Consider the following 22,094-nt stretch of genomic DNA (forward strand, 5'->3'; position numbering starts at 1 on the left):
GCGATTGACGGGGCTTGGCTCAGGTGAGCGGCATCGCTTCGGCGACCTCGGCGACAAATCGTTCCTGCGTATGGACGTAGGCGCGGTAGTCGAGATCGTTTAGGAGTGTCGGCGGCTGGTCGAGAAGGTGCAGGCCGGCCGCGACGAGGAAGGTGCGGATGGTGGCGTCTGCTCCGCGCTTGCGGCGCGGCGCCTGATTGAGCAGGTAGGCGGTGTTGAGCCACTCACAGGAGGCGTCGGCACGCTCGTCGTACCTCCTGGCGATCAGGGCCATGGCCGCGTGGAAGATCTCATTTCGCTGCGCTGCTGAGGCGTTGGCGGTGTAGAGGCCTCCCACCGATCTGGCTGGGTCACCGCCCAGACCTGATCGCATCGGGCTGCGGCGGCCTCGGTGATCGCGGTGGACTCCGGCCCGGATGCCTCCAGCTGCAGGACTCGCCGACCAGTCATGACAGGTAGTCGTCGCACGCTCCGTCACGGTGGGTGTCGAGGATGAAGCAGTGGAATCCGCCGCCGAACAGCCGCCGGTGGCGGTGCCGGACCGGGATCGTGGTGAAGCCTTCGGCGTCCAGCAGTCTCCGCAGGCCGGTGCGCTGCTCGTTGACGAGCACCTGTTCGGTGTCGACGGACAGGACGTTCAGGTCGATGTAGAGGCTGTTCAAGACGAGGTCGGTGTTGTCGTACTCGGGGAACGCGCCTGGGCCGGGCTCAGGAGGGACGATGAACTTCCAGCCTTGCAGCGCCCGTGGGCAGCATCGCGCGGAGCCCTTCGTGTCGGGCGAGAAATACGCCGGGTGTGAGGGCAAACAGCATGCTGTCGATGTGGTTGTCGGCCATACGATGCACGCGGTGGATGCGGTACCGGCCATCCAGATGGCGGACCAGCCAGGTCAGCGCCATCTCGTGATTGGCGTGGGCGACGTTGACCACCAGATCGCGGCCCAGGCGCAGCACCTGGGCTCCGTCGAGCATCATCTCAATGCGGATCGCAGCGGATCACAGCTCGCGCTGATCGCGCGCTGGCGATGAAGCGGCACCTAGTCGATCATCGATGAGATCGGCCGCCTCTGACCTCGGCACAGAACGCGGACTCACGGTCAATATTTGTTGGATCCCATCCGCTACGGAAATCGTCCCCACACGAGTGGGCCCGCCGCTGCGAGTCCGGCCCTATGGTGACGCGACCGATCGGGTAGCAGGGAGGGACCGTGGCGGTCGACAGCGCAGTCGAGCAGATCCTCACCAGTGGCGCCATCGCGTTCGTCACTGGACTGGAACGCGAGTTCCGGGCCCAGCGGCGCCAGCTCCTGCGGGACAGGCAGGACCGGGCCGACCGCCTCGCCTCCGGAGGCGCCCTGGACTTCCCCACCCGTACCGCGTCGCTGCGAGCCGATCCCGACTGGCGGGTCCGCGCCCCGGCACACGACCTGGTGGACCGGCGGGTGGAGATCGCCGGCCCGGCGGAGAACCGGAAGCTCGCGATCAACGCGCTCAACTCCGGTGCGCAGGTGTGGGTGGCCGACCTGGAGGATGCGACTTCTCCGACCTGGGCGAACATCATCAACAGCCAGGTGAATCTGCGGGACGCGGTCTCGGGCACCATCGAGTACACGTCGCCGGAGGGCAGGCTCTACCGGCCGGACGGCTCCACTGCGGTGATCGTGGTACGCCCCCGCGGCTGGCACCTGCCCGAGAGGCACGTACGGGTCGACGGCGTCGCGGCCTCGGCCAGCCTGGTCGACTTCGGGCTCTACTTCTTCCACTGCGCCCGAGCCCTGCTGGAGCGGGGCAGCGGACCCTACTTCTATCTGCCCAAGCTGGAGGGCCAGGCTGATGCCCGGCTGTGGAACGACGTCTTCCAGTACGCGCAGGACACCCTCGGCATTCCCCGGGGCAGCGTCCGGGCCGCCGGTCTGATCGAGGACATCTGCGCGGCGTTCGAGATGCCGGAGATCCTCTACGAGCTGCGCGACCACACGGCAGGGCTCACCGCCGGGCGCTGGGACTACCTGTTCAGCATCGCCAGGAACTTCCGCAACCAGCCGGAGTTCGTGCTGCCCGACCGGGCCGAGATCACGATGGACGTCCCGTTCCTGCAGGCCTACACCGCGCTGCTGGTGCAGGCCTGCCACGAGCGGGGAGCGCACGCGATCGGCGGGGTGGCCGCGCAGATCCCGCAGCGGGGCGACCCGGCCGCCAACGCCCGAGCGATGGCGGCGGTCCGGGCCGACAAGCAGCGTGAGGTCGGCGAGGGCTTCGACGGGACCTGGGTGATCCACCCGGATTACGTACCCGTCTGCGCCGAGACCTTCGACCTGTGCCTGCGGGGCCGACCGCATCAGATCGAGCGGCGGGGACTCCGCGTCGAACCGCGGGCCGACGCCCTCCTCGGGGTCGACCGGCTCGCGATGCGGGTGACCGAGCGCGGGCTGCGGTCCAATGTGGCCGTGTCGCTGACCTACCTGGAGTGCTGGCTGCGGGGGAGGGGGTCGGTCGGCGTTGCCGGGCTCATGGAGGGGACGGCGACGGTCGAGATAGCGCGGTCCCAGATCTGGCAGTGGATCCGGCACGGCGTCACGCTGGCCGACGGACGCCGGGTGACCGAGGACCTGGTCCGGGACATCCTCGCTGAGGAGGTCGGCGGGCGTCGCCCCTATGCGAGGGCTGCCGCGCTCTTCGAGGAGATCACCCTCGGTGCGGACTTTCCGGCCTTCCTCACCATTCCCGGCTACGAACGGCTGCTGGAGGTGGCGGGCTCCGATGACACGACAATCAGCGTTCCGGCTCACCTGTAGCAGCGGGATGTTCACCCAACTCCAGCTCAAGCCGCGATTCATGCTGTCCGTGGCGTTCATCGGCTGGTCCGGCTGGCTGGCCGAGCACGCGGTGTCGCATGCCCGGCTCATCCAGCACTACCGCACGGGGTTCGTCCCGATCGGGTTCGTCGTGACCTACGTGGAGCCGCTGACGTTCTTCGACTCTGCCGCACTCACCATCCGCACCCGGGTCGCGACCTGGAATCCGCGCCGCTTCCACACCTTCCAAGAGATCAACACCGACGTGTATGCCGACGACGGCCGGCACGTCGCCATGGTCTACCTGCAGGAGGTGTGCGTACGCATCGAATCGGACCAGACCCTCGCCGCGCTGCCGGGCCGGGTCTCCGACGAGCTGGCCCCGATGATCCTGGACTCCGACCGGGAGGGCGCACCGGTCCCCAGGCTGCTGAACCGCCCCCGGCGCGAACCCGCCGCCGGCTGGGAGCCCCTGGGCGAGCACCGCCACGACTTCGTCGTCTACCGCCACGCCTGCGAGGTGGCCGACCAGTGGTACTCCGAGCACGTTCCGGACTATATCGGGGCGAGCCGGGAGGCGATGGTCCTCACCCAGCTCCCGCGTCGGCCGGGGCTGCTGCCGGGCGTCGCCAACCGGATGGAGAGCATCACGATCGGACTGCGGCAGCCCTTCGCGTTCTTCGACTCCGGGCAGGTGTCGACCAGGGCCTTCCGCCGCGGCGACGAGGTCATATTCACCCATGACCTGCTGACGGCGGCCGGCACCAGCGCCGGTGACGCCGTCGAGGTCTTCACATCGTCCTGATGGGAGCTCGCCATGACGTTCCGCTTCTCCGGGATCCTGCTGAGGTACGTCGGCTACCAGCAGAGACTCTCCTACGACTCGCCTACGGTCGGCGATGCGCTCGACGAGCTCCTCTCCGCACACCCCTCGCTGCGCGACGTGCTTCTGACACCCGAGGGGGCGATCCGGCGTACCCATCGGCTTGCTCTCAACGATGAGGTCGTGCCGAGCGATCTCACCCGGGAGTTGGGCGCGACCGACGTCGTGGAGGTCATGACCGCGGTGGCCGGTGGGTGACCGTGCCGACCGGCGATCCAGAGGAGGGGCCAATGTCCACGGAAGCTCGACTGCGAGACGTCTTCGACCGGGTTCTCGAACTCGACGAGACCATCCCCGACGGCGAACTGCGCTATCAGAAGACATCCGGCTGGGACTCCCTCGGCTCCGTGCTCCTCGTCGCGTCCATCGAGGACGAGTTCGGCGTCGAGATCGACATCGAGCGCTCCTTGACGATGGACACCTTCGCGGCGGCGGTGGGCGTACTGCGCGATCTCGGGGTGGAGGGGTGATGTTCACGCTGCGCCAGGCGGACCGGGAAGCGCGACTCACCCCGCAGCTCACCGACCTGACCGGCTACCACCGGGCGGCGTGTCCCGGCTACGCGAACCTCCTGGCGGCGCTGGGCCATCCGGCGGGAACCAGCTACGAGCGGCCCGCCGACTTCGCGTGGCTGCCGGTGCGGCTGTTCAAGGAGCACCTGCTGACCAGCGTACCGACCGGCGATGTGGCGGCGGTCCTCACCTCGTCCGGGACCACCGGCAGCGAACGCAGCCAGGTGACCCTGGACCTGGCGGCGGCCCACCGGCAGCGGTCCCACCTCATCGACACGCTGCGGTTCGTCGTCGGTCCGCGGCGGCTGCCGCTGCTGGTCGTCGACAGCCCCCGGGTCATCGCCGAGCAGCGCTCCTCCATCCGCGGGGCGACCGTCCTGGGGGTCCTCGGCGTGGGACGCGACCACGCCTTCGCCCTCGACCGCGACGGCGAGCTCGACCTCGCCGCCGTCACGGGGTTCCTCGCCCGCCACGGCAGGCAGCCGTTCCTCATCTTCGGCTTCACCTATCTCGTCTGGTCGCAGCTCTACCCGGTAGCGGTCAGCCACGGCCTCGACCTGCGGGAAGCGCTGCTGCTGCACACCGGCGGCTGGAAGAAGCTCGCCGACATCGCGGTCTCACCGGCCCGGTTCCGGACTGCCTGGCGCGAAGCCGCCGGTCTGACCCGCGTCCAGAACTTCTACGGCATGGTCGAGCAGGGCGGGACGATCTACGTCGAGTCCCCCGATGGGCAGGGGCTGCACTGCCCGGACATCGCCGACGTGATCATCCGCGACCCGCGTACCTGGGCGGAAGCGCCGACCGGGACGGCCGGAGTGATCGAGGTCCTCAGCGTGGTGCCCCGATCGCACCCCGGCCACGTCCTGCTCACCGAGGACCTCGGCGTCGTCCACGGGATCGACGACGGGCAGTGGCCGGGCAAGCGCTTCGAGGTCCTGGGACGGCTGTCCCAGGCCGAACCCCGGGGATGCAGCGACACCCTGCTCGCAAGCGGAGACGCCCGATGAGCGGCATCCTCGCCGGGAAGCGGCTCCTCATCACCGGCGTACTCACCCGGTCGTCGATCGCGTTCGAGGTCGCCCGGATTGCCCAGGAGCAGGGCGCCGTCGTCGTCCTCACCGGCTACGGGCGGCTTCAGGTGGTCGAGCACACCGCCCGGCAGCTTCCTGATCCACCACCCGTGATCGAGCTGGATGTCACCAACGCCGAACACCTCAGCAGCCTGCCCGACCGGCTCCGGCCGCACCTCCCGCACCTCGACGGCGTGCTGCACGCGATCGCCTACGGCCCGGCGGCAGCCCTCGGCGGGGACTTCCTCGCCACCTCCTGGGCCGACGCGTCTCGGACCCTGGAGGTCTCGACCTACTCACTGCAGGCACTCACCGCCGCCGCCCTGCCCATGCTGACCAGGGGATCAGCGATCGTCGGGATCGACTTCGACGCCACTGTGGCGTGGCCCAGCTTCAACTGGATGGGCGTCGCCAAGGCCGGACTCGAATCGTGCGCCCGCTACCTCGCCCGCGACCTCGGTCCCCGAGGCATCCGGGTGAACCTCGTCGCGGCGGGTCCGCTGCGGACGGTGGCCGCCCGGGGCGTACCCGGCTTCGATGACATCGCCGCGGACTGGGTGGCCCGCGCGCCGCTCGGCTGGGATCCGGCCGATACCACCGCGGCGGCCCGGACCTGCGCAGCGCTGCTGTCCGACTGGTTCCCCGCCACGACCGGCGAGGTGGTGCACGCCGACGGCGGCTACCACTCGATCGGCGCCTGACCCCGCCCACCGAAGCCCGCTCACCGAAGGAGGAAGCGATGGACCCGCGGTTCAAGGGCAAGGTCACGATCATCACCGGGGGTACGCGTGGCATCGGCAACGCCACCGCCAGGGCGTTCGCCGCGGCCGGAGCCATCGTCGTCATCACCGGCCGGGACGAGACCGTCGTCAAGGCCGAAGCCGACCGCATCTGCACGGAGACCGGCGGGACGGTCGAGGGCCGGGTCCTGTCCGCCGCCGACTTCCCGGCCGCCGCGACCCTCGTGAAGTCGGTGGCCGCCCAGCACGGGGGAGTCCACATCCTCGTCGCGAACGCGGCAGCGATGACCAGCGCGCCGCTCGGCCTGATCACGGAGCAGTCAGCCAGGCACCTCACCGACACCAATCTGCTGGGTACGCTGGCTGTGGTCCAGGCCGCGGCTCGGGCCATGCTCCCACGCCGGTCCGGAGCGATCGTCGTCGTCGGATCGCTGGTCGCCGACAGGGGAGCGGCCGGGCAGAGCGTCTACGCCGCCACCAAAGCCGCGGTCACCGCCCTCGTCCGATCGGCCGCCATCGAGCTGGGACCGGCGGGAATCCGGGTCAACGCGGTGGCACCCGGCATCGTGGACACCGATCTGACAGCGGCGCTCCGCCCCGAGGTCATCGAGGCACGGCGCGGGCAGACCCCGTTGCGGCGCATCGGCTTACCGGCCGAGGTGGCGCAGGCGATTTGCTTCCTGAGCAGCGACGAGGCCGCCTTCATCACCGGGCAGGTCCTCGGCGTCGACGGCGGGCTGACGCTGTGACTCAGCTGCTGTCACCCGGCGCGCGGCTCGTTGACGGAGCCACCGGTGAGGTGCTGAACGGACCGGCCCTGACCGATGCCATCGCGGCGACGGCAGGGGAGATCGTGGCACTACCGGGCGGCCTGATCCTGCTGCCCGCCCCCTGGCGTACGCGGGTGGTCCTGCGCTACCTCGCCGCGATCGGCACCCACCGGCCGATCGCGCTCCTCGACCCCGGCCTGCCCGCCGAGAAGGTGCGGGAGCTGGTGGCAAGGTTCGCCCCGGCGATCGTGTGGGGACCCGAGGAATTCACGACCTATCCCGGCCCGGTCCCCGACGGCTACCGCCCGTCGCCCCAGGGCTGGATCCGCGCTGCTCCCGCCGCGCCCACCCACCCCGACCTGGCCGTGCTGCTCACCACCTCGGGCTCCACCGGCTCCGCCCGCCTCGTGCGATTGTCCCGCGCCGCAGTGCTCGCCAACGCCGCCGCCATCGCGGACACCCTGCGGATCGGCCCTACCGAACTGGCACCCACCAGCATGCCCTTCTTCTTCGGCTACGGCCTGTCCGTCCTCAACAGCCACCTGTGCGGCGGGGCCGGAGTGGTGGTGACCGACGAGAGCGTCATGTCCGGGCCCTTCTGGGACATCGTCGACTCCCACGGCTGCACCTCCCTCGCCGCCGTGCCCCACATCTACGAACTCCTGCACCGCCTGCACTGGACACCCGCCCGCCACCCCACGCTGCGGACGCTCACCCAGTCCGGTGGCCGCATGCGCCCCGACCTGATCAGCAGCCTCGCGGGTCAGCTCGAACCCCGCAACGGCTCGCTCTACGTCATGTACGGGCAGACCGAGGCCACCGCCCGGCTCGCGGTCCTGCCCCCGGACCGGCTCCTCGACAAGATCGGCTCCGTTGGCCTGGCGATCCCCGGCAGCCGGCTCTCTATCCGCGACGATGCCGTGACCGGCGAGGTCATCTTCCGCGGCCCCGCGGTGATGATGGGATACGCGGACACGGTGACAGACCTCGCCCGAGGCGACGACCTGCACGGCGTGCTCGCCACCGGCGACCTCGGCAGCTTCGACTCCGACGGGTACCTCTACCTGCACGGTCGGCTCAAACGCATCGCCAAGGTCCTCGGCGTCCGGGTCAGCCTCGACGACGTGGAGAGGATCGCCGGCCACTCCCACCCGCCCGGTGCGGTCGCCGCGGTCGCCGCCGACGACACTGTCGTGCTGTGGTGCGAGGGCGAGCCGACCGGCGATGTGCTCCGCGACATCACCCGCCGAGTCGCCGCCGAACTCCGCCTCAATCGGCACGGCTTCCAAGCGCGAGCCATCACCACCCTGCCTCTGCTGCCCAACGGCAAGGTGGACTACCGCACCCTCGGCGGCCAGGCATGATCCGGCAACTGTTCCCCAGCGGACCACCGGTCACCGCCGCCGACCTGGTCCACTCGATGCGATCCTCGTCCGCCCTGTCCGTCGGAGACGACCGGATCGTGGACTTTTTCGACACGGTCGGCAGGATCCTGCTGGACCCGGCCATCGCCAGGAGCCGCCCGGAACTCGCAGCGCTCGGTGCGTTCCTGCGCCGGGGCAGGACGCGTGCCGAGCTGGCCCGGGTAGGCGACGAACCCGGCCTCAAGCGCTTCCCGCGCGGGCTGGTCCTCCACATCGCCCCGGCCAATGTGGACGCGCTCTACGTCTACTCGTGGGCGCTGTCGGCGCTCGCCGGGAACCACAACGTCGTCCGGGTCTCCAGCCGGGCGGGCGAGGCGACCACCGAGATCCTCCGGGTCCTGCATTCAGCCCTGGACTCGGACGGTTCGCTCGCTTCCGCGATCGGCCCCACGCAGCGGATCGTTGCCTACGACCACGACGACGCCATCAACGAAACCCTGGCCGCCGCATGTGATCTGCGGGTGCTGTGGGGTGGCGATCGCAGTATCGCCGAGCTGCGCGGACACTCGCTCGCACCGTCGGCGCGTGACCTCACCTTCCCCGACCGGTCGTCGTTCGCCGTCATCAACGCGGAGCGGTTCGGCACCGCATGTGAATCGGCTCAGAGCCGGGTCGCCGGGGCGTTCCACGCTGACTCGTACTGGTATGACCAGGCTGCCTGTGCCTCTCCCCGGACGGTCTTCTGGGTCGGCTCCCCTGCCGTGGTGGCCGCTGCCCAGGAGGGCTTCTACCGGCTTCTCGCCGACGTGGTCGCGACTCGGGGCCCTGCCGCCGATCCCGCGATGGCCATCCACAAGCGGGTGAGCACCTACGGGCTGGCGGTCGCCGGTGCCGCTACCGCCATCCAGCACATCGGCCACGACGTCACCGTCGTCTACCTGGCCGGCACGGGGAATGTGCCCCGGGACTGGCTGGGAGCGGGAGTGTTTCCCCAGGTACGCCTCGACTCCCTGACCGAGCTGGTGGAGCTGGTGGAACGCCGGGATCAGACCCTGACCTACTACGGCTTCGAGCAGGACGAACTTGCCGGACTCGCCCGGGACCTCGGCGGGAGGGGCATCGATCGCATCGTCCCGATCGGCCGGGCGCTGGAGTTCACCAGCCGTTGGGACGGCTACGACCTGCTCAGCGAATTCACGCGCATCACGACCGTCTCGTGACGCGCCGCACTGAGTCCTATGTGGAGATTGTCGAATAGAAAGGGAGTTCCACAATGCGTCATCACCGATGGTCCGCGGCCCTGATCCTTGTTGCTCTTGCCGTACCCCTGGCAGCCGCACCCGCACACGCCGCGCCGCTGGATCTGACCTGCGCCGTCGGCACGGAGACCGAGAGCTACAGCCCCGGTCTGCGATTGTTCCCGCAAACAGTGGCCGTGACGGTCAACCGGATCTACACGGGATGCGTGTCCGCCAGCAACCCCGCTGTGACCGGGGCTGTCATCACCGGCAATGCCGTCGCCATGAAGTCCTGCCTCGACCCGATCCCGGCGGCGAGCAACGGATCATTCACCATCCCCTGGAACACCGGCCAGAGCAGCGTTTTCACCTTCAACCGGACCGTGGTCATCGTGGGCGGTGCCACGGTCATTACCCGCACCGGCACGATCAGCTCGGGACTGTTCCAAGGAGCCACGGCGATCAATACCACCACGCTGCCGCTGATCAATCCCACGGCCTGCCTCTTCGCTCCGGGCGTGTCGAGTTGCGGCGGCACCGCCACCCTCATTCTCAGCTGATTCGCCGAGACTGTCGGCTACTGCTTGAAGTAGTGTCCGGCGCCGAGGCCGGCGACGAGTCCGGGCTGCCCGGGATTCCATCCGAGCAACTGCCGTGTCGCCGAACTCGACGCCGCACCATCGGTCGCGAAGATGCGCGCGATCCACCCGAAGTGGTCGGCGGACTGGTCAGCGGGGATGGAAACACCGGCAGGTCGAGGCCGCGCCCGATAGCTTCGGCGATCACCCGGGCGGGTACGCCCTCCTCGGCGACGGCGTGTCGATGGGGCTACGCACACTCGGAACCGGGCGATCGCCTTCACGCATTCGTTGTACGCGTCGAGCAGTTCCGTGTCCCGGGTGGGGGCCATGACGAACGGGCGGACGGGCTGCTCCCTATCCAGTTCGGCCAGGAAGGCCCGCGGCGACTACGACAACCGAGGGGCCGGTCGAGTTAACGGCTCTGTCGCTCATTCAACTTGGCAGGTCCCCCGGCCGTCGGTTTCCGGCCGGGATGGGCGGCGGCGATCTGCTCGGCGCAGGACGGCATCGGGTGTGTCGTGGTGTGGCTGGTTTGCCGCAGTGGCCGGTTGGGCATGGGTCGGCTTCCTGGCTGGAGGGATTGGTCGTGGGTGATGTGGTGACGGCCGATCAGCTGGTGGCCGGTGATCATGCGTGTTTGACGTTCGCCGAGGCGGAGGAGCGGTGGGATCTCGTCGCGGAGTTCGTCGCGGAGGGTCTGGATCTGGGCCAGCGGATTGTCTGTTTCACGGACCTGGTGGCGCCGGATGACATCGCGGGTGAGCTGGTGGTGCGGGAGGTCGCCGCCCTTGCGGCCCTTGAATAGGGGCGGTTGGTCCTGCGTGGTGGTGAGGATTCGTGGTTGGCGGGCGGGCCGGTGACGGCGGAGCGGATGCTCGCTGCGATAGCGGAGGAGATGGACCATACGGCGTCGGGTGGGTTCTCGGGGCTGCGGATCACCGCCGACATGTGCTGGGCGACGCGGCCGGTGGTGGCCGCGGGTGAGTTGGCGGTGTTCGAGCGGCAGGCCGCGAAGCTTTTCGAGGGCGGTGAGCTGACGATCAGCTGCCAGTACGACCGGGACAGCTTCGATCCGGTGACGTTGGCGTTCGCAGCGGGCGCGCACGCCAAGACGGTGGCGGCTGTGGCGTATCACGACACGCCGGTCCTGCGGATCTGCCGCCAGCACCGCCCGGGCGGGGTGCGGATCGCCGGTGAGCTCGACTTCACCCAGCTGGAGCCGTTGCAGCGGGCGCTGGGGGAGGCGTTCCGCCTCGACGACACCATCCACCTGAACCTGACGCGGCTGAGGTTCATCGACGGAGCCGCAGCGACCGTGATCGTCAAGGCCGCAGTGTCGTTGCCGGCGGGCAGGGAGCTGATCGTGGCTTGCCCGCCCGCCGTGGCGATGGTCTTCGACGCGGTAGGAGCGTCCGACGTCGGGCAGATGCGGATGCTGACATGACCTCCGGAGACCGGAGGGCAGCGCAGGACGCGCCGCGCCCGGCGCCGGACACCGTTCTTGCCTGCGGCTTCGACGTCTCCGACCTGTATTCACTGCGGGCTGCGGTGGGCGCGCACGCGGCCGCGCACGGCATGGGCGGCGACCAGTTGAGCAAGCTCCTCGTCGTGGTTACGGAACTCGCCGCCAACGCGATCCGCCACGGCGGCGGGCAGGGCCGTGTGCGGCTGTGGCGCGACGGCGACGCCCTGCAGTGCGAGGTCACCGACGACGGCCCCGGTATCAGCGACCCCGCCAGCGCCGGCTCCCAGCCGGTGCCCATCAACTCCGCCGGTGGCCGGGGTCTGTGGATCGTCCGGCAGTTCAGCGACCGTGTGGACATCACCGTCCGCCATCCGGGCACGACGGTTACCGCAGTCCTGCATCTGGCCCACCCGGCCTGACCAGAGCATGCCCGGATCTGAACGGGCGGTGCGGAGTCAGCTCGGCTGATCGAGCACCAAACGGGTCGCGGCGCGCTCGAATCACCCTGGTCGGCGCAACGTTAGATAATTACCGGTTGTTACAGGAGGGGGAGGGCTGGTACACCGTTGGATCGCCATCGCCGACTCGATGTCCGGGCCTGGCGTCACCGATGTTCCCAGCCGTACGAAGGTCGCACCGGACTCGGCACCCGCCGCTCGGCAGGTCCGCTGTCCCCGGAGTCTGCGGCCGGAGCGAGCAGGTCTGCATGGTCCTTGCTTTCGATTCCGACCAAAGGCCAGGCCGTTGGTGGTTACCCTGACCGGAGGTGCAGGTCCGAGGCGTGCTTGGGCTGGAGGGCCGGTGACGCGGGTGAATGAGGTGGTCGTCGGCCATGACGCCCGTTTCGACATGATCGTCCGTCACCATGCGTTCTTTCCGGTCTTCCAGCCGATCGTCTCCCTGGGCGACGGGACTGTCGTCGGGTACGAAGCGTTGGCGCGGGGTCCCGCGGGGTCGGCGTTCGAGAGTCCGGCGGCGTTGTTCGGGTACGCGCAGCGAGCGGGCCGGCTCGGAGAACTGGACTGGGCGACCCGGGCGGTGGCGTTCCGCGACGCGTTGGCGGCCGGTCTGCCGTACGAGATGCCGCTGTTCGTGAATGTCGAGCCGGCGACGTTGCGCACTGCCTGCCCGCCCGATCTGCAGCCGATGATCGATGCCGGCGCGCAGCGGTTACAGATCGTCGCGGAGATCACCGAACGGTTCCTGGGTGAGGACCCAGCGGCGCTGCTGATGCTGACGGACCGGGTGCGGGGCCGGTCGGCGCGGATCGCGCTGGACGATGTCGGGGCGAAGCCGGCCAGCCTGGCGTTGATGTCGTTGCTCAACCCTGAGGTGATCAAGCTGGACTCCAGCGTGGTCCAGTCTCCGGCCTCACCGGCGGCGGGCCGGGTGGTGAAGGCGGTCCTGGCGGAGTCCGCCCGCACGGGCGCGGTCGTTCTCGCCGAGGGCATCGAGACCGACAGCCACCTGTGGACGGCGATGTCGATGGGCGCGACTCTCGGTCAGGGCTGGCTGTTCGGCCGTCCCGGGCCGTTGCCGCCGGTCCATCAGCCGCCAGGGACGGATCTGCCCCGCAGCCGGTGGACCCCGGCTGCGGCGATCACCCCGTTCGAGGTCGCCAGCCGTCACCATGAGACCAGGCGGCTCACCAAACGGACGCTGCTCCCGCTGAGCAGCCGACTGGAGGCGATGGCCGCTCACGCCCCGGAGTCCATGGTTCTGCTCGCGACGTTCCAGCAGTACAAGTTCTTCACCGGCGCGGCACGGGCCCGCTACGCGGCGTCGGCGGCGGGTGGGGCTTTCACGGCGGCATTCGCCCGCGGCATGCCGGCGCACCCGGTTGCCGGCGTTCGAGGTGTGGCTTTGGCCGACGATGATCCACTTGCCGGTGAATGGTCGGTGATCGTCGTGGACAGCTACTTCGCCGGTGGACTGTTCGCCCGGGAGCTCCCGACGACGGGCCCGGAATCCGAGCGCGAGTTCGACGCCGTCGTCAGCCATGACCGGGCCCTTGTCACCGAAGCGGCCCGCTGCCTGCTGCAGCGACTGGATCCCTACCCGGAGGCAGCGGTTCACCTGAGCCGCGCCGGTACGGGGGCGTGAACCGCCCGCTGTCAGCATTTCGCTCATGGCGTCAACCGAGACCAGATGACTCAAGGTCGCCTCGGAACGGTCGTCATTGTGATTTCCTAAACGATCCGCTTTGACCGGACTGGTTGACCTGGTGCGGAGCAGATCGTTGGGGACATTCTGCGGGTGGGGTGCCACAGTCGGTGTGCGCTTCGGGATGGTTGTCCGGCGGGGGAGTGCGCCCCGCCGGACACGGCATCAGTGGCAGGTGGCCAGGACGATGGAGATGACGGTGCAGGTCGCCGAGGCGGTGTCGTTGGCCGGGTTCGGATCCGCCTCGGCCGCTGTCACGGTGGCGGTGATCGAGCCGGCGAGCCCGGATGTTCAGGTCGAGCGGGACGCCCGGGTAGGGACGTCCAGGTCGATGCCGACCGCTGGGTGGTCGCTCGGTGCGGCGGTGACCGGCAGCGACATGCGCGCTCCCAACACGACACACGCGCTATCGACAAAACATTATTCAAATATTGCATACTTTCCATTGGATTTTTGCTAGAAATCCTTCATGGACATCGCCTTCGCCTTCGACGAGCACTACGCAGATCACGCCCAGGTCGCCATGGAATCGGTGCTCGACTCCCAGGCACCCCGGGACGACCTGACCTTCTGGCTACTGACCACCGCGCAGGTGGTCCAGGACCGCGCCGATCACCTGCACCGACAGCTTGACGGCCGGGCCAAGCTGCATCTGCTCGCCGCCGACGACGGGTACCGCGCACTGCCCAGATCCGCCAGCCCGGACATCTCCTACATCACCCCGGGCATGCACCTGCGCCTGCTGCTGCCCGACCTGGTCGCATCGCACACCCAGCGGCTGCTCTACCTCGACTGCGACCTGATGGTCGCCGGGGACCTGAGCCCGCTGTGGGAGCTGCCCCTGGGTGACGCGCCGCTCGCGGCCGTCCGCGACGCCAACATCACCGTCTTCGCCGACCAGGGCGGCGTGCCGGGGGCCACCCCCGCCGACGACGACGCGCCCTACTTCAACTCCGGGGTGCTGCTGATGAACGTGCCCGCCTGGCGGCAGCAGCGGGTCACGGAGCAGTGTCTGACCTACCTGATCGAGCAGGAGAGCGTGCTGCGCCTGCCCGACCAGGATGCGCTCAACCTCGTCGTGGCCCGCCGGTGGGTGCACCTGGACGGCAAGTGGAACAACATGAAGAGCTGGTTCCTCGAGGCGCCCGACGCGGTGCCGCAGGACGTGCGGATCATGCATTTCGCCGGGCGCAACAAACCCTGGAACGAGGGGTTCTACCCCGGCTTCCGGCAGGCCCGGTGGCGTGCCCTCGCCGCCCGGGTCGCGGCCTGCGCACCACCGGCGCAGGCGGTGGCGGTGGCGGGCTGAGGGTCGGCGTACCCGCTGATGGGTTGTGTCCGGCTGGCGCGGTAGCGGCGGCGCCCTGCCGGTCCTGGGGGACCGGCAGGGCGATCCATCTTGGACGGTGGGACGTGTCCGTCTTCGTCGTCAGTGGTAGATCAGCAGGCTGACCGCGGACTTGAGCGCCGGAAGGCGGCCGGTGCCGTTGAGGCAGGCGGCGAGTTCGGCGCCGGAGCCGACATACTGCTGCTGGACGAGGCTCCCGGTGAACAGGCCGGCGGTGACGGAGCCGGCGAAGTCGACGGTGAGCGTCGGGGACGTGCCGGTGGGGTTGGCGAGCGTGGCGGTCCGGGAGGCCTTGACGGTGGTGGTCCGGCCGGTGTTCCAGGTGATGGTGAACGAGACGGTGCTGGGGAGCAGGACCATCGTGCAGTCGTCGGGCATCGAGAAGGACGTGCTCGACGTACCGCTGACGATCTCGGGCACGGTCGGCGAGGTGCACGGCTTGTAGACGGTCTTGCGCGTGACCACGGTCGGCTGGGTGGCCAGGGTCAGCGGCGGGGTGAAGGTGAGCAGGTTGCTGCTGGGCGAGGTGCAGTAGACCTGCGCGGGCGAGGCGGATGCGGGTGCCGCGGAGACGAGGCTCCCGGCCAGGGCGAGGGCGGCGACGGCGACGACGCGGGCGGATCGGAGCACTGGTTGTACCTCCGAGTCTGGAGAGCGGGGAGTAAGAGATCGGTGAACGTCGATTATTCTATGACGGCTCCCACGCGAACCGTATGCCACTTCCTGGTCATGATCGACCATCTACTATCCCCTGTGCGCCCCGCCCCGAGACGGGTCTCTACGCTGTGCGACCGCGGGCGTCGAGCTCCGCTGTTGCCGTCAGTCGCGGGCGGCCGCGCGGCGTTCCAGGCGCCGTGCGTCGCGATGGCTGCGTACGGAACCTGCGAGCCAGTAGGCGGCGACCACGGACACTGCTGCACCGAGCGAGGTGAGGGCCGACGAACCGTCGAGTGCGCCGAGGACGAGCAGGCTAAGCCCCGATGCCAGGAGGGCGCTGCTGGCCCAGGACGACCATCGGGTCTGCGACCGGGCGACCTCGAACGCCACGCTCGACGTTCCGAAGCTGCCTGCCGTACCGGGCTCGGTACGCTCGTGCTCCGCCATCGGGCAACTGTGGCATCGCAACGCGACCGGCGCCTGAACGCCAGGCGAACTCGTCCGCTGCGGGAATCGGACGAGTGAACCCGTTCAATGTCGACGCGCCCGCGGCTTCCATCGTGCCGGTCACGACGCCCCCGCATCGGGTGGCCCGGTCGCCGGTGGCGGGCGATCGGGAACGGTCTATTATCGTGGCGACCGAACAAGGGGAGGCAGACGTGAAGCGCACACTGGCAACCGCCGCCGTCATGTTGGCGACTGCAGCGGCAGGAACCTTGGTCGCTGCGCCCGCGCATGCCGACGTTCTCTGTATGACGAGGGAGAACGCCCCGTTCTACGCCTCGATCGACGGTTACGGCGGAACGGGCTATCTCTTCACGCTCAGCCCTGGTCGCGGTTTCCGTGCCGACGGTGCGGGTTACAACGACGTCTACGGCCGCAACTGGCTGCGGGGCTACGGTGCCGAGCACCCCAACCGGACGGGTTGGGTGCTGCACAGCCACACCACCTGCTGACCTCCGCCGGGACGCCCGTAGCCTCCTTCGGGCCATGACCGTCCCACCGGCCGGGGTGGTAGTTTTCTTCTGTGCGCCGCAGTGAATTCGTCGACGCTGCTGATCACAGAGGCAGCCACGATCATGTTTCGTGGGCGTTCGACACCGTCGAGGGCTTCCGTGCCGAGGCGGCGCGGTTCCTCGCCGACGGTCTGGCAGCAGGCAAGCGCGTCGTGTATCTCGCCGAGGGCGCCGACATCGCCGATCTCGGCGCACGGGGCCCGTTCGCCCAGGCAGTAGCCTCCGGCGCGGCACAGGTGCGAGATCTGGGCCTCTACGGCACCGGCCCGGTCGATCCGGCAGCACAGGTGCGGGCCTATGCGCGCGCCACCGAGCAGGCGGTCGCTGACGGCTACAGCGGCCTGCGGGTGGCCGCGAACGTTACTCCGCTGGTGCGCACGCCGGTGCATATCGGCGCATTCGCCCGGTACGAGCACCTGATCGACTCCTACGCCGTCACCGCACCGTTTTCGGCGATGTGCGCCGTCGACCGTACCGCGCTGGGAGCCCAGGCCGTGGCCGAACTGGCGTGCATGCATCCGCTCGCCTCCGCCGGTGCGACGCCGCTGCGCCTGCACGCGTCCGCCGATCCGGGGGTGGACCTGGTGCTCGGCGGGGAGGTCGACTTGGCGGGTTACGATCTGCTGGACACCGCGCTCAGCCGGGCCGACGTGTCAGGTCAGGACGTCACCGTCGACCTGCGGGGCCTGCGCTACATCGACCACCGGGCCGTTCTCAGCCTTCAAGAGCATTTCAGTGGACGGCGGCTGACCGTCCGGGTGAGCGGCAGCGGCATCCCGAAGCTCATCCTGGATCTGCTGGACCTTCCGGACATACAGGTGGTGGTCTCATGAGATCGGGCGCTGCCGCCGGGCATGCGGGCATCTTGCACGAGACCGCGTTCTACGCCTCCGACGAGGAGTTCCTCGCCGTGGTGCTGCCCTTCCTGCGGGAGGGGGTCGAGGCGGGCGAGCCGACCGTGTCGCTGTTCGGGGAGCGCAACCAGCAGCTGATCCGATCGGCCCTCGGGCCCGGCAGCGGCGTGACGCTGATCGACGGCGGCCCCCACTACCTGCGGCCGGCGGTCGCGATCAAACGCCACCGGCAGATGCTGGCCGGATATGTCGAGCAGGGGGCGGCGCAGATCCGCATCGCCGGAGACGTGCCGCACCCCGGTACGGGTGTGCCGTGGGAATGGTGGGCCCGTTACGAAGCGGCCGCCAACGACGTCTACGACGAGTTCCCGATGTACGGGCTGTGCCCTTACGACACCAGAACCGCGCCGGCGCAGGTCCTCGACCATGTGCTGCGGACGCATACCCACGTCGTGACCGCAGACGGGGGCCGCGAGCCGAGTCCGGTTTACCAGAAACCCCGGGAATTCCTGGCTTCGGCGGCCGTACCGTGGCTCGACCCGGCCGAGACCGGGCCGCCGGCGGTCCGGCTGCTCGATCCGGCGCCCGCGCAGGCCCGCGAAGCGATCGAGACCTTGCAGCCGCTCGCCGGGCTGGCCCGCGACGACCTCAACGGGTTGCTGGTGAGCGCCAGTGAAGCTGTCAGCAACGCAGTCGTCCACGGCCGGGCCCCTGTCGTCTTCGAAGCCTGGGCAGCCACGGGCCGGATCATCGTGACCGTCAACGACGGCGGGCGTGGCCCGGCAGACCCGCTGGCGGGCCTGATGCCCGGGACCATGCCCGGCGGGCTCGGGCTGTGGCTGGCGCACCAGATGTGCGCGTATGTCTCCATGCGGGTCACCGCAGCGGGGTTCACCATCCGCCTCGTCAGCGGCGATGTCATCCTGCCGGCCAGCAGCGCATAGACGCCGGCAGCACCCGGGACGGCACGGAACCCGACGGCTATACCCCGGCCCGAGCCGGGGCGTAACCGTCGGGTACTCGCGGCAGCACTCCTACGGCCACCGAATGGTGACGTCGCGGAAGCCGTGCGCCGTGCCGTCCTTGAAGGCGATGGCCCGAACGAATTTCGGCGAACCCCCGGGATCGCAGCGGCCGGAGAACTCGAAGGTGCCGTTCGGCGAAGTCGGCCAGTTCTCGTACCGCCGGTCCTGGTCGCCCTCGTAGAAGAAGCGCACCTCGTCGGCACCCGTCGCGGACCACTGGACCTTGAACGAGCCCTGCTGGTCCCCATTGTGGCCGGGCGTGCTGCACGTGTAGCCGGACACCTTCAGGCTCGCCACCCGGATGGCCGGCGGCCACGAGCCGCGCTGCTCCTTCGCGCTACCTGGCGTGGACCGCAGGTAGGGGGTGGCGCGAAGGACGAAGGACGTGCCCGGTTCGCAGGAAAGCTGGAAGGTCTCGCTTCCCGACGTGCCGAAGCTGCCCAGCCCGCTGCCCGAGGCCTGCGTGGAGAGCTTCACCGCGTCCGCGCCGTCGGCCCGCCAGCTCACCTTGAGCGAGCCGCGCCACGTGCCGTCGGAACGCTGATTCCCGCATTCGGCATTCGACACCGACAGTTCGCCGATCGACGCACCGGCGACGGTGGGGGAGGCGGACGCCGGAGGCGATGCCGAGACGGAGGCCGACACCGGTTGGCCCGAAGCGGCGCCGCCGGTGGGAGTCGCCGAACTGGTCTGGTCGAGGTCGCTGCGGGCATTCAAGGCCCACGCGGCGGCTCCGCCAAAGGCGGCGAGTAGGAGCAGGATGCCGAGGACGGCGGCGAGGAGCCTCTTGCGGCGGGGCGCGGGGGCATCGCCGGAGGGCGGTGGCTGCAGGGTGGGATGGTAGGAGCCGGGCCCGCCGAGGGTGGCCGGCTGTGCCTGGCCGGAAGCGTAGACGACCTGGGCGGGCGGCTGCGGATGGACGGTGGCGTTCGGTGGTGCCGCGGGTGCGGTCGCCGGCGGTACCGCAGGCGGCGGCGGGGGATCGAGGATGGTCCCCGAAGGATCGACGATGGCCTGTGCCGGAGCGCCTGCTCCCGCCACCGTGGTCACTACGAGGGCGTCGACGGGCAGACCGAGCTCGCGCTGGACCTCGCGAAGCGCCTGTCCCAGCTGCTCGGCGGAGGCGTAACGGTCGGCCGGATCCTTCGCCATCGCTCGATGCAGCACCGCCAGCAGCGAGGCGGGCAGGCCCTCGCGCGGCGGCGGGGCCTGCTGGTTGAGGACCCGGTCGACGAAGACCGCCAACCCGGCCGGCCCCGTCATCGCGAACGGTGGATGACCGGCCAGCAGGTGGTACAGGGTGGAGCCGAGGTTGTAGACGTCCGACGCGGTGGAGGCCGCTCGGCCCAGCAGCACTTCCGGCGCGGCATGGTTCGGGGTGTACGCCTGGGTGTTGCGGGTCAGCGAATGGTGATCGGAGATGGTGGCGATACCGAAGTCGGCGAGCGTCGGCTCACCGAGCGCCGTGATCAGAATGTTCTCCGGCTTGATGTCGCGGTGCACGATGTCGGCCTGGTGCGCTGACTGCAACGCCCCCGCGATCTTCACCCCGACCCGCAGCACCTCGCCGAGCGGCAGCGGCCCATCGCGACCGATCCGGTCCGCCATCGACCCGCCCCGGCACAGCACCATCGTCAGGAACGGCCGCCCGTCGCCGAGGAACCCCGCCTCCAGCACCGTGACGATGTTCGGATGTCCGGTCAGCCGGCCGGTCGCGGCACTCTCCCGGGCCACCCGGCGACGCACCGCATCGTCCATGATCCCTACGTCCAGGACCTTGACGGCGACCTGCCGGTCGAACCCGATCTGCCGAGCCTCGTACACCGCCGAGAACCCACCCCGGCCCAGTAGTCGAAACCCGTCGTAGCCGTCGATCTTCACATCGCTCACAGACCCTTGCCCTCCACTCGGTTCGGCAATTCAACCCGTGATCTCTTGCCAACGTCAACGCGACTGTCCACATCCGACTCACCGGAGCTGCCGTGCCGACCTCCGCCCGCCGTTGACGCGGATGTATCTGGCGGCCGACCCGATCCCCCTCGTCGGTGTCTGCAACCATCATCGGAAGGAACGGTCATGAACATCCTCCGCCGAACGTCCATGGTGCTCGCGGTGTGCGTCTGTTTCGTCGCCGCCGGCCTGGTGGTGGCCACACCGGCCAGCGCCGACACCGCCTACCTGCTCAGATCCGAGAGTTCCGCCACCGTCGAGAAACCCTTCGGCAGCCTGTGCGTGGACGTGCACTACGCGAGCACCGCCAACGGCACAGCCATCAAACAGTGGCCGTGCGACAGCTCCTTCAACGCCGCCCAGAGATGGACCATGGTCTTCGAGGGAAGGTGGGACGGCGTCGTCTACTACCAGCTCGTCAGCTCCCTCTGGTCGCCGGACGGCCCCAAGTGCCTTGACCTGCCCTGGGGCAACCCGGCAGCGGGCCAGACCCTGCAACTGTGGGACTGCCTGGGTGCCGCCCGGCAGCTCTGGTCGCGCACGCAGATACCCGGCACGAACGGCTACGCGCTGCGCAACCTCCAGACCGGGCAGTGCCTCGACGTCCCCTGGGGCGACCCCGTCGCGGGCAACCTCCTGTGGCAGTGGCCCTGCAACAACACCGCCGCCCAGCAGTGGAACCTGGGCTGACGACACCGCCGCCTGACCAACCGCCCGGTTGGTCAGGCGACGAGTTGCGGCCTGCCGGTGTGCTGCTCAGTTCGGGCGGCGCCCCCATGCTGAGATCAGCGGCGCGAGAGTGAGGTCGAGCTCGCCGGCGTCGACGGCGGCCAGGTGCCCGTCGATCTCGGCGTCGTCGGCCAGGCCCGCGGCGAGCAGTTCGGCGCGGACCATCCGCACCGTGGCGGTCTCCAACCGGTTGCAGGCCACCCCGCCGACCGGGAAGCTGCCGGTCGCCGCGACATCGACCAGGCCCGCCGCACGCAACGCCCGCGGCAGCGTGCGGCCGTAGCGCATGTCGGCACCGCGGCGGGTCATCAGCTCCCGGACGGCGCGCCGCAGCCGGTTGGCACGCTGCTGCGCCGGGCCGACCTCGTCGAGACAGGCCAGCGGCTGCAGCTCGGTGTCGGCGTCCTCGACCAGGAGCCAACCGCCGGGCCGCAGCGCCGCCACCATCGCCGCCAGCGCCCGGGCACGATCAGGCACGTGTACGAGCACGAGCGGGTCGGCGACGATGTCGTGCCGGAGCACCTCGTACCCGGCGTCCGGGTCCAGCCAGGCTGGATTGACATCCGAGGCCAGCACGTAACCGGTCGGCCCGACCGCCGCTACGAGTGCCTCGGGAACGCTGGGGCCTCCGGCACCGACCTCCCAGCACCGCGAGCCCGCACCCACTCCGAGCCGGTCGAAATGCCCACGGGTGACATCGTCGAAGAGCTCGGCCAGCCAGGTGAACCGCTCGCCCGCCTCCACCCGCGCGTTGTCGAGCAGGTAACGGTTTTCGGTAGGAGACCCGGGGGCCACCAGTCCGCCCCCGTTCCTGCCGGGCTCCGGCCCGGGACCGACGGCGGACTGCGATGAACTCATGCCCACATCCTCATGACCTACCGCCTGATGTGCCAGCGCGACACGGGATGAAACCAGGCACAGACTGCACCGCCAT

The 22,094-nt window shown here is 69.6% G+C and carries 26 protein-coding genes; 20 read left to right on the top strand and 6 right to left on the bottom strand.

Annotated features, from left to right (window positions below; genetic code table 11):
• Positions 1-19: 19 nt before the first annotated feature.
• A complete protein-coding gene (locus F4553_RS00510; protein WP_184830738.1) occupies positions 20-274 on the bottom strand; it encodes a hypothetical protein in 255 nt (84 codons plus the stop codon).
• A 172-nt stretch (positions 275-446) separates the two neighbouring features.
• Positions 447-662: a hypothetical protein gene (locus F4553_RS00515; RefSeq protein ID WP_184830740.1), complete on the bottom strand. Its 216-nt coding sequence runs from the start codon at positions 660-662 to the stop codon at positions 447-449.
• Between the two features lie 58 nt (positions 663-720).
• On the opposite strand from F4553_RS00515, the gene F4553_RS00520 reads away from it, so the two are divergent.
• From F4553_RS00520 to F4553_RS00600, 16 genes are all read left to right on the top strand, one after another.
• A complete protein-coding gene (locus tag F4553_RS00520) occupies positions 721-1,029 on the top strand; it encodes a hypothetical protein (RefSeq protein WP_184830742.1) in 309 nt (102 codons plus the stop codon).
• A 179-nt stretch (positions 1,030-1,208) separates the two neighbouring features.
• A complete protein-coding gene (aceB, locus tag F4553_RS00525) occupies positions 1,209-2,795 on the top strand; it encodes a malate synthase A (RefSeq protein WP_184830744.1) in 1,587 nt (528 codons plus the stop codon).
• Positions 2,761-3,600, top strand: coding sequence for an acyl-CoA thioesterase family protein (locus F4553_RS00530; RefSeq protein ID WP_184830746.1), 840 nt, complete (start codon positions 2,761-2,763; stop codon positions 3,598-3,600). The genes aceB and F4553_RS00530 overlap by 35 nt, the downstream gene beginning before the upstream one ends.
• Positions 3,601-3,612: 12 nt before the next feature.
• Positions 3,613-3,876, top strand: coding sequence for a MoaD/ThiS family protein (locus tag F4553_RS00535; protein ID WP_184830748.1), 264 nt, complete (start codon positions 3,613-3,615; stop codon positions 3,874-3,876).
• A gap of 32 nt (positions 3,877-3,908) precedes the next feature.
• Complete coding sequence (locus F4553_RS00540; protein WP_184830750.1) at positions 3,909-4,148, top strand: acyl carrier protein; 240 nt, start codon at positions 3,909-3,911, stop codon at positions 4,146-4,148.
• Entirely contained in the window at positions 4,148-5,197 is a 1,050-nt protein-coding gene (locus F4553_RS00545; RefSeq protein WP_184830752.1) for a LuxE/PaaK family acyltransferase, read from the top strand. Before F4553_RS00540 ends, F4553_RS00545 begins: the two co-directional genes overlap by 1 nt.
• Positions 5,194-5,961, top strand: coding sequence for an enoyl-ACP reductase FabI (fabI, locus tag F4553_RS00550; protein WP_184830754.1), 768 nt, complete (start codon positions 5,194-5,196; stop codon positions 5,959-5,961). The genes F4553_RS00545 and fabI overlap by 4 nt, the downstream gene beginning before the upstream one ends.
• Positions 5,962-5,999: 38 nt before the next feature.
• Complete coding sequence (locus tag F4553_RS00555; RefSeq protein ID WP_184830756.1) at positions 6,000-6,749, top strand: SDR family NAD(P)-dependent oxidoreductase; 750 nt, start codon at positions 6,000-6,002, stop codon at positions 6,747-6,749.
• Positions 6,746-8,134: an AMP-binding protein gene (locus tag F4553_RS00560; RefSeq protein ID WP_184830758.1), complete on the top strand. Its 1,389-nt coding sequence runs from the start codon at positions 6,746-6,748 to the stop codon at positions 8,132-8,134. The genes F4553_RS00555 and F4553_RS00560 overlap by 4 nt, the downstream gene beginning before the upstream one ends.
• Positions 8,131-9,354: an acyl-CoA reductase gene (locus F4553_RS00565; protein ID WP_184830760.1), complete on the top strand. Its 1,224-nt coding sequence runs from the start codon at positions 8,131-8,133 to the stop codon at positions 9,352-9,354. Before F4553_RS00560 ends, F4553_RS00565 begins: the two co-directional genes overlap by 4 nt.
• Positions 9,355-9,407: 53 nt before the next feature.
• Positions 9,408-9,932: a hypothetical protein gene (locus F4553_RS00570; protein WP_184830762.1), complete on the top strand. Its 525-nt coding sequence runs from the start codon at positions 9,408-9,410 to the stop codon at positions 9,930-9,932.
• 607 nt (positions 9,933-10,539) lie between these two features.
• A complete protein-coding gene (locus F4553_RS00580) occupies positions 10,540-10,758 on the top strand; it encodes an MEDS domain-containing protein (RefSeq protein ID WP_184830764.1) in 219 nt (72 codons plus the stop codon).
• A 6-nt stretch (positions 10,759-10,764) separates the two neighbouring features.
• Positions 10,765-11,397, top strand: a complete 633-nt coding sequence (locus F4553_RS00585) for an MEDS and STAS domain-containing protein (protein ID WP_312875048.1) — start codon at positions 10,765-10,767, stop codon at positions 11,395-11,397.
• Complete coding sequence (locus F4553_RS00590) at positions 11,394-11,837, top strand: ATP-binding protein (protein WP_184830769.1); 444 nt, start codon at positions 11,394-11,396, stop codon at positions 11,835-11,837. Before F4553_RS00585 ends, F4553_RS00590 begins: the two co-directional genes overlap by 4 nt.
• Before the next feature lie 391 nt (positions 11,838-12,228).
• Entirely contained in the window at positions 12,229-13,521 is a 1,293-nt protein-coding gene (locus tag F4553_RS00595) for a sensor domain-containing phosphodiesterase (protein WP_184830771.1), read from the top strand.
• Between the two features lie 529 nt (positions 13,522-14,050).
• Complete coding sequence (locus F4553_RS00600) at positions 14,051-14,890, top strand: glycosyltransferase family 8 protein (RefSeq protein WP_184830773.1); 840 nt, start codon at positions 14,051-14,053, stop codon at positions 14,888-14,890.
• 120 nt (positions 14,891-15,010) lie between these two features.
• On the opposite strand, the gene F4553_RS00605 is transcribed toward F4553_RS00600, so the two are convergent.
• Both F4553_RS00605 and F4553_RS00610 read right to left on the bottom strand, forming a co-directional pair.
• Complete coding sequence (locus F4553_RS00605; protein WP_184830775.1) at positions 15,011-15,559, bottom strand: hypothetical protein; 549 nt, start codon at positions 15,557-15,559, stop codon at positions 15,011-15,013.
• 189 nt (positions 15,560-15,748) lie between these two features.
• Positions 15,749-16,033 (bottom strand): hypothetical protein, encoded by a 285-nt coding sequence (locus tag F4553_RS00610; RefSeq protein WP_184830777.1) that lies wholly within the window; start codon positions 16,031-16,033, stop codon positions 15,749-15,751.
• Between the two features lie 305 nt (positions 16,034-16,338).
• On the opposite strand from F4553_RS00610, the gene F4553_RS00615 reads away from it, so the two are divergent.
• From F4553_RS00615 to F4553_RS00625, 3 genes are all read left to right on the top strand, one after another.
• Entirely contained in the window at positions 16,339-16,542 is a 204-nt protein-coding gene (locus tag F4553_RS00615; RefSeq protein WP_184830779.1) for a hypothetical protein, read from the top strand.
• Positions 16,543-16,613: 71 nt separating this feature from the next.
• Entirely contained in the window at positions 16,614-17,435 is an 822-nt protein-coding gene (locus F4553_RS00620) for an MEDS domain-containing protein (protein WP_184830781.1), read from the top strand.
• Positions 17,432-18,400, top strand: a complete 969-nt coding sequence (locus F4553_RS00625) for an anti-sigma factor RsbA family regulatory protein (RefSeq protein ID WP_184830783.1) — start codon at positions 17,432-17,434, stop codon at positions 18,398-18,400. Before F4553_RS00620 ends, F4553_RS00625 begins: the two co-directional genes overlap by 4 nt.
• A gap of 90 nt (positions 18,401-18,490) precedes the next feature.
• On the opposite strand, the gene F4553_RS00630 is transcribed toward F4553_RS00625, so the two are convergent.
• Positions 18,491-20,371: a serine/threonine-protein kinase gene (locus F4553_RS00630; RefSeq protein WP_184830786.1), complete on the bottom strand. Its 1,881-nt coding sequence runs from the start codon at positions 20,369-20,371 to the stop codon at positions 18,491-18,493.
• A 186-nt stretch (positions 20,372-20,557) separates the two neighbouring features.
• On the opposite strand from F4553_RS00630, the gene F4553_RS00635 reads away from it, so the two are divergent.
• Positions 20,558-21,121: an RICIN domain-containing protein gene (locus F4553_RS00635; RefSeq protein WP_184830788.1), complete on the top strand. Its 564-nt coding sequence runs from the start codon at positions 20,558-20,560 to the stop codon at positions 21,119-21,121.
• A 66-nt stretch (positions 21,122-21,187) separates the two neighbouring features.
• On the opposite strand, the gene F4553_RS00640 is transcribed toward F4553_RS00635, so the two are convergent.
• Positions 21,188-22,018 (bottom strand): methyltransferase domain-containing protein, encoded by an 831-nt coding sequence (locus F4553_RS00640; protein WP_221469636.1) that lies wholly within the window; start codon positions 22,016-22,018, stop codon positions 21,188-21,190.
• Between the last annotated feature and the right edge of the window lie 76 nt (positions 22,019-22,094).

The organism is Allocatelliglobosispora scoriae (assembly GCF_014204945.1).
Classification (GTDB): Bacteria; Actinomycetota; Actinomycetes; order Mycobacteriales; family Micromonosporaceae; genus Allocatelliglobosispora; species Allocatelliglobosispora scoriae.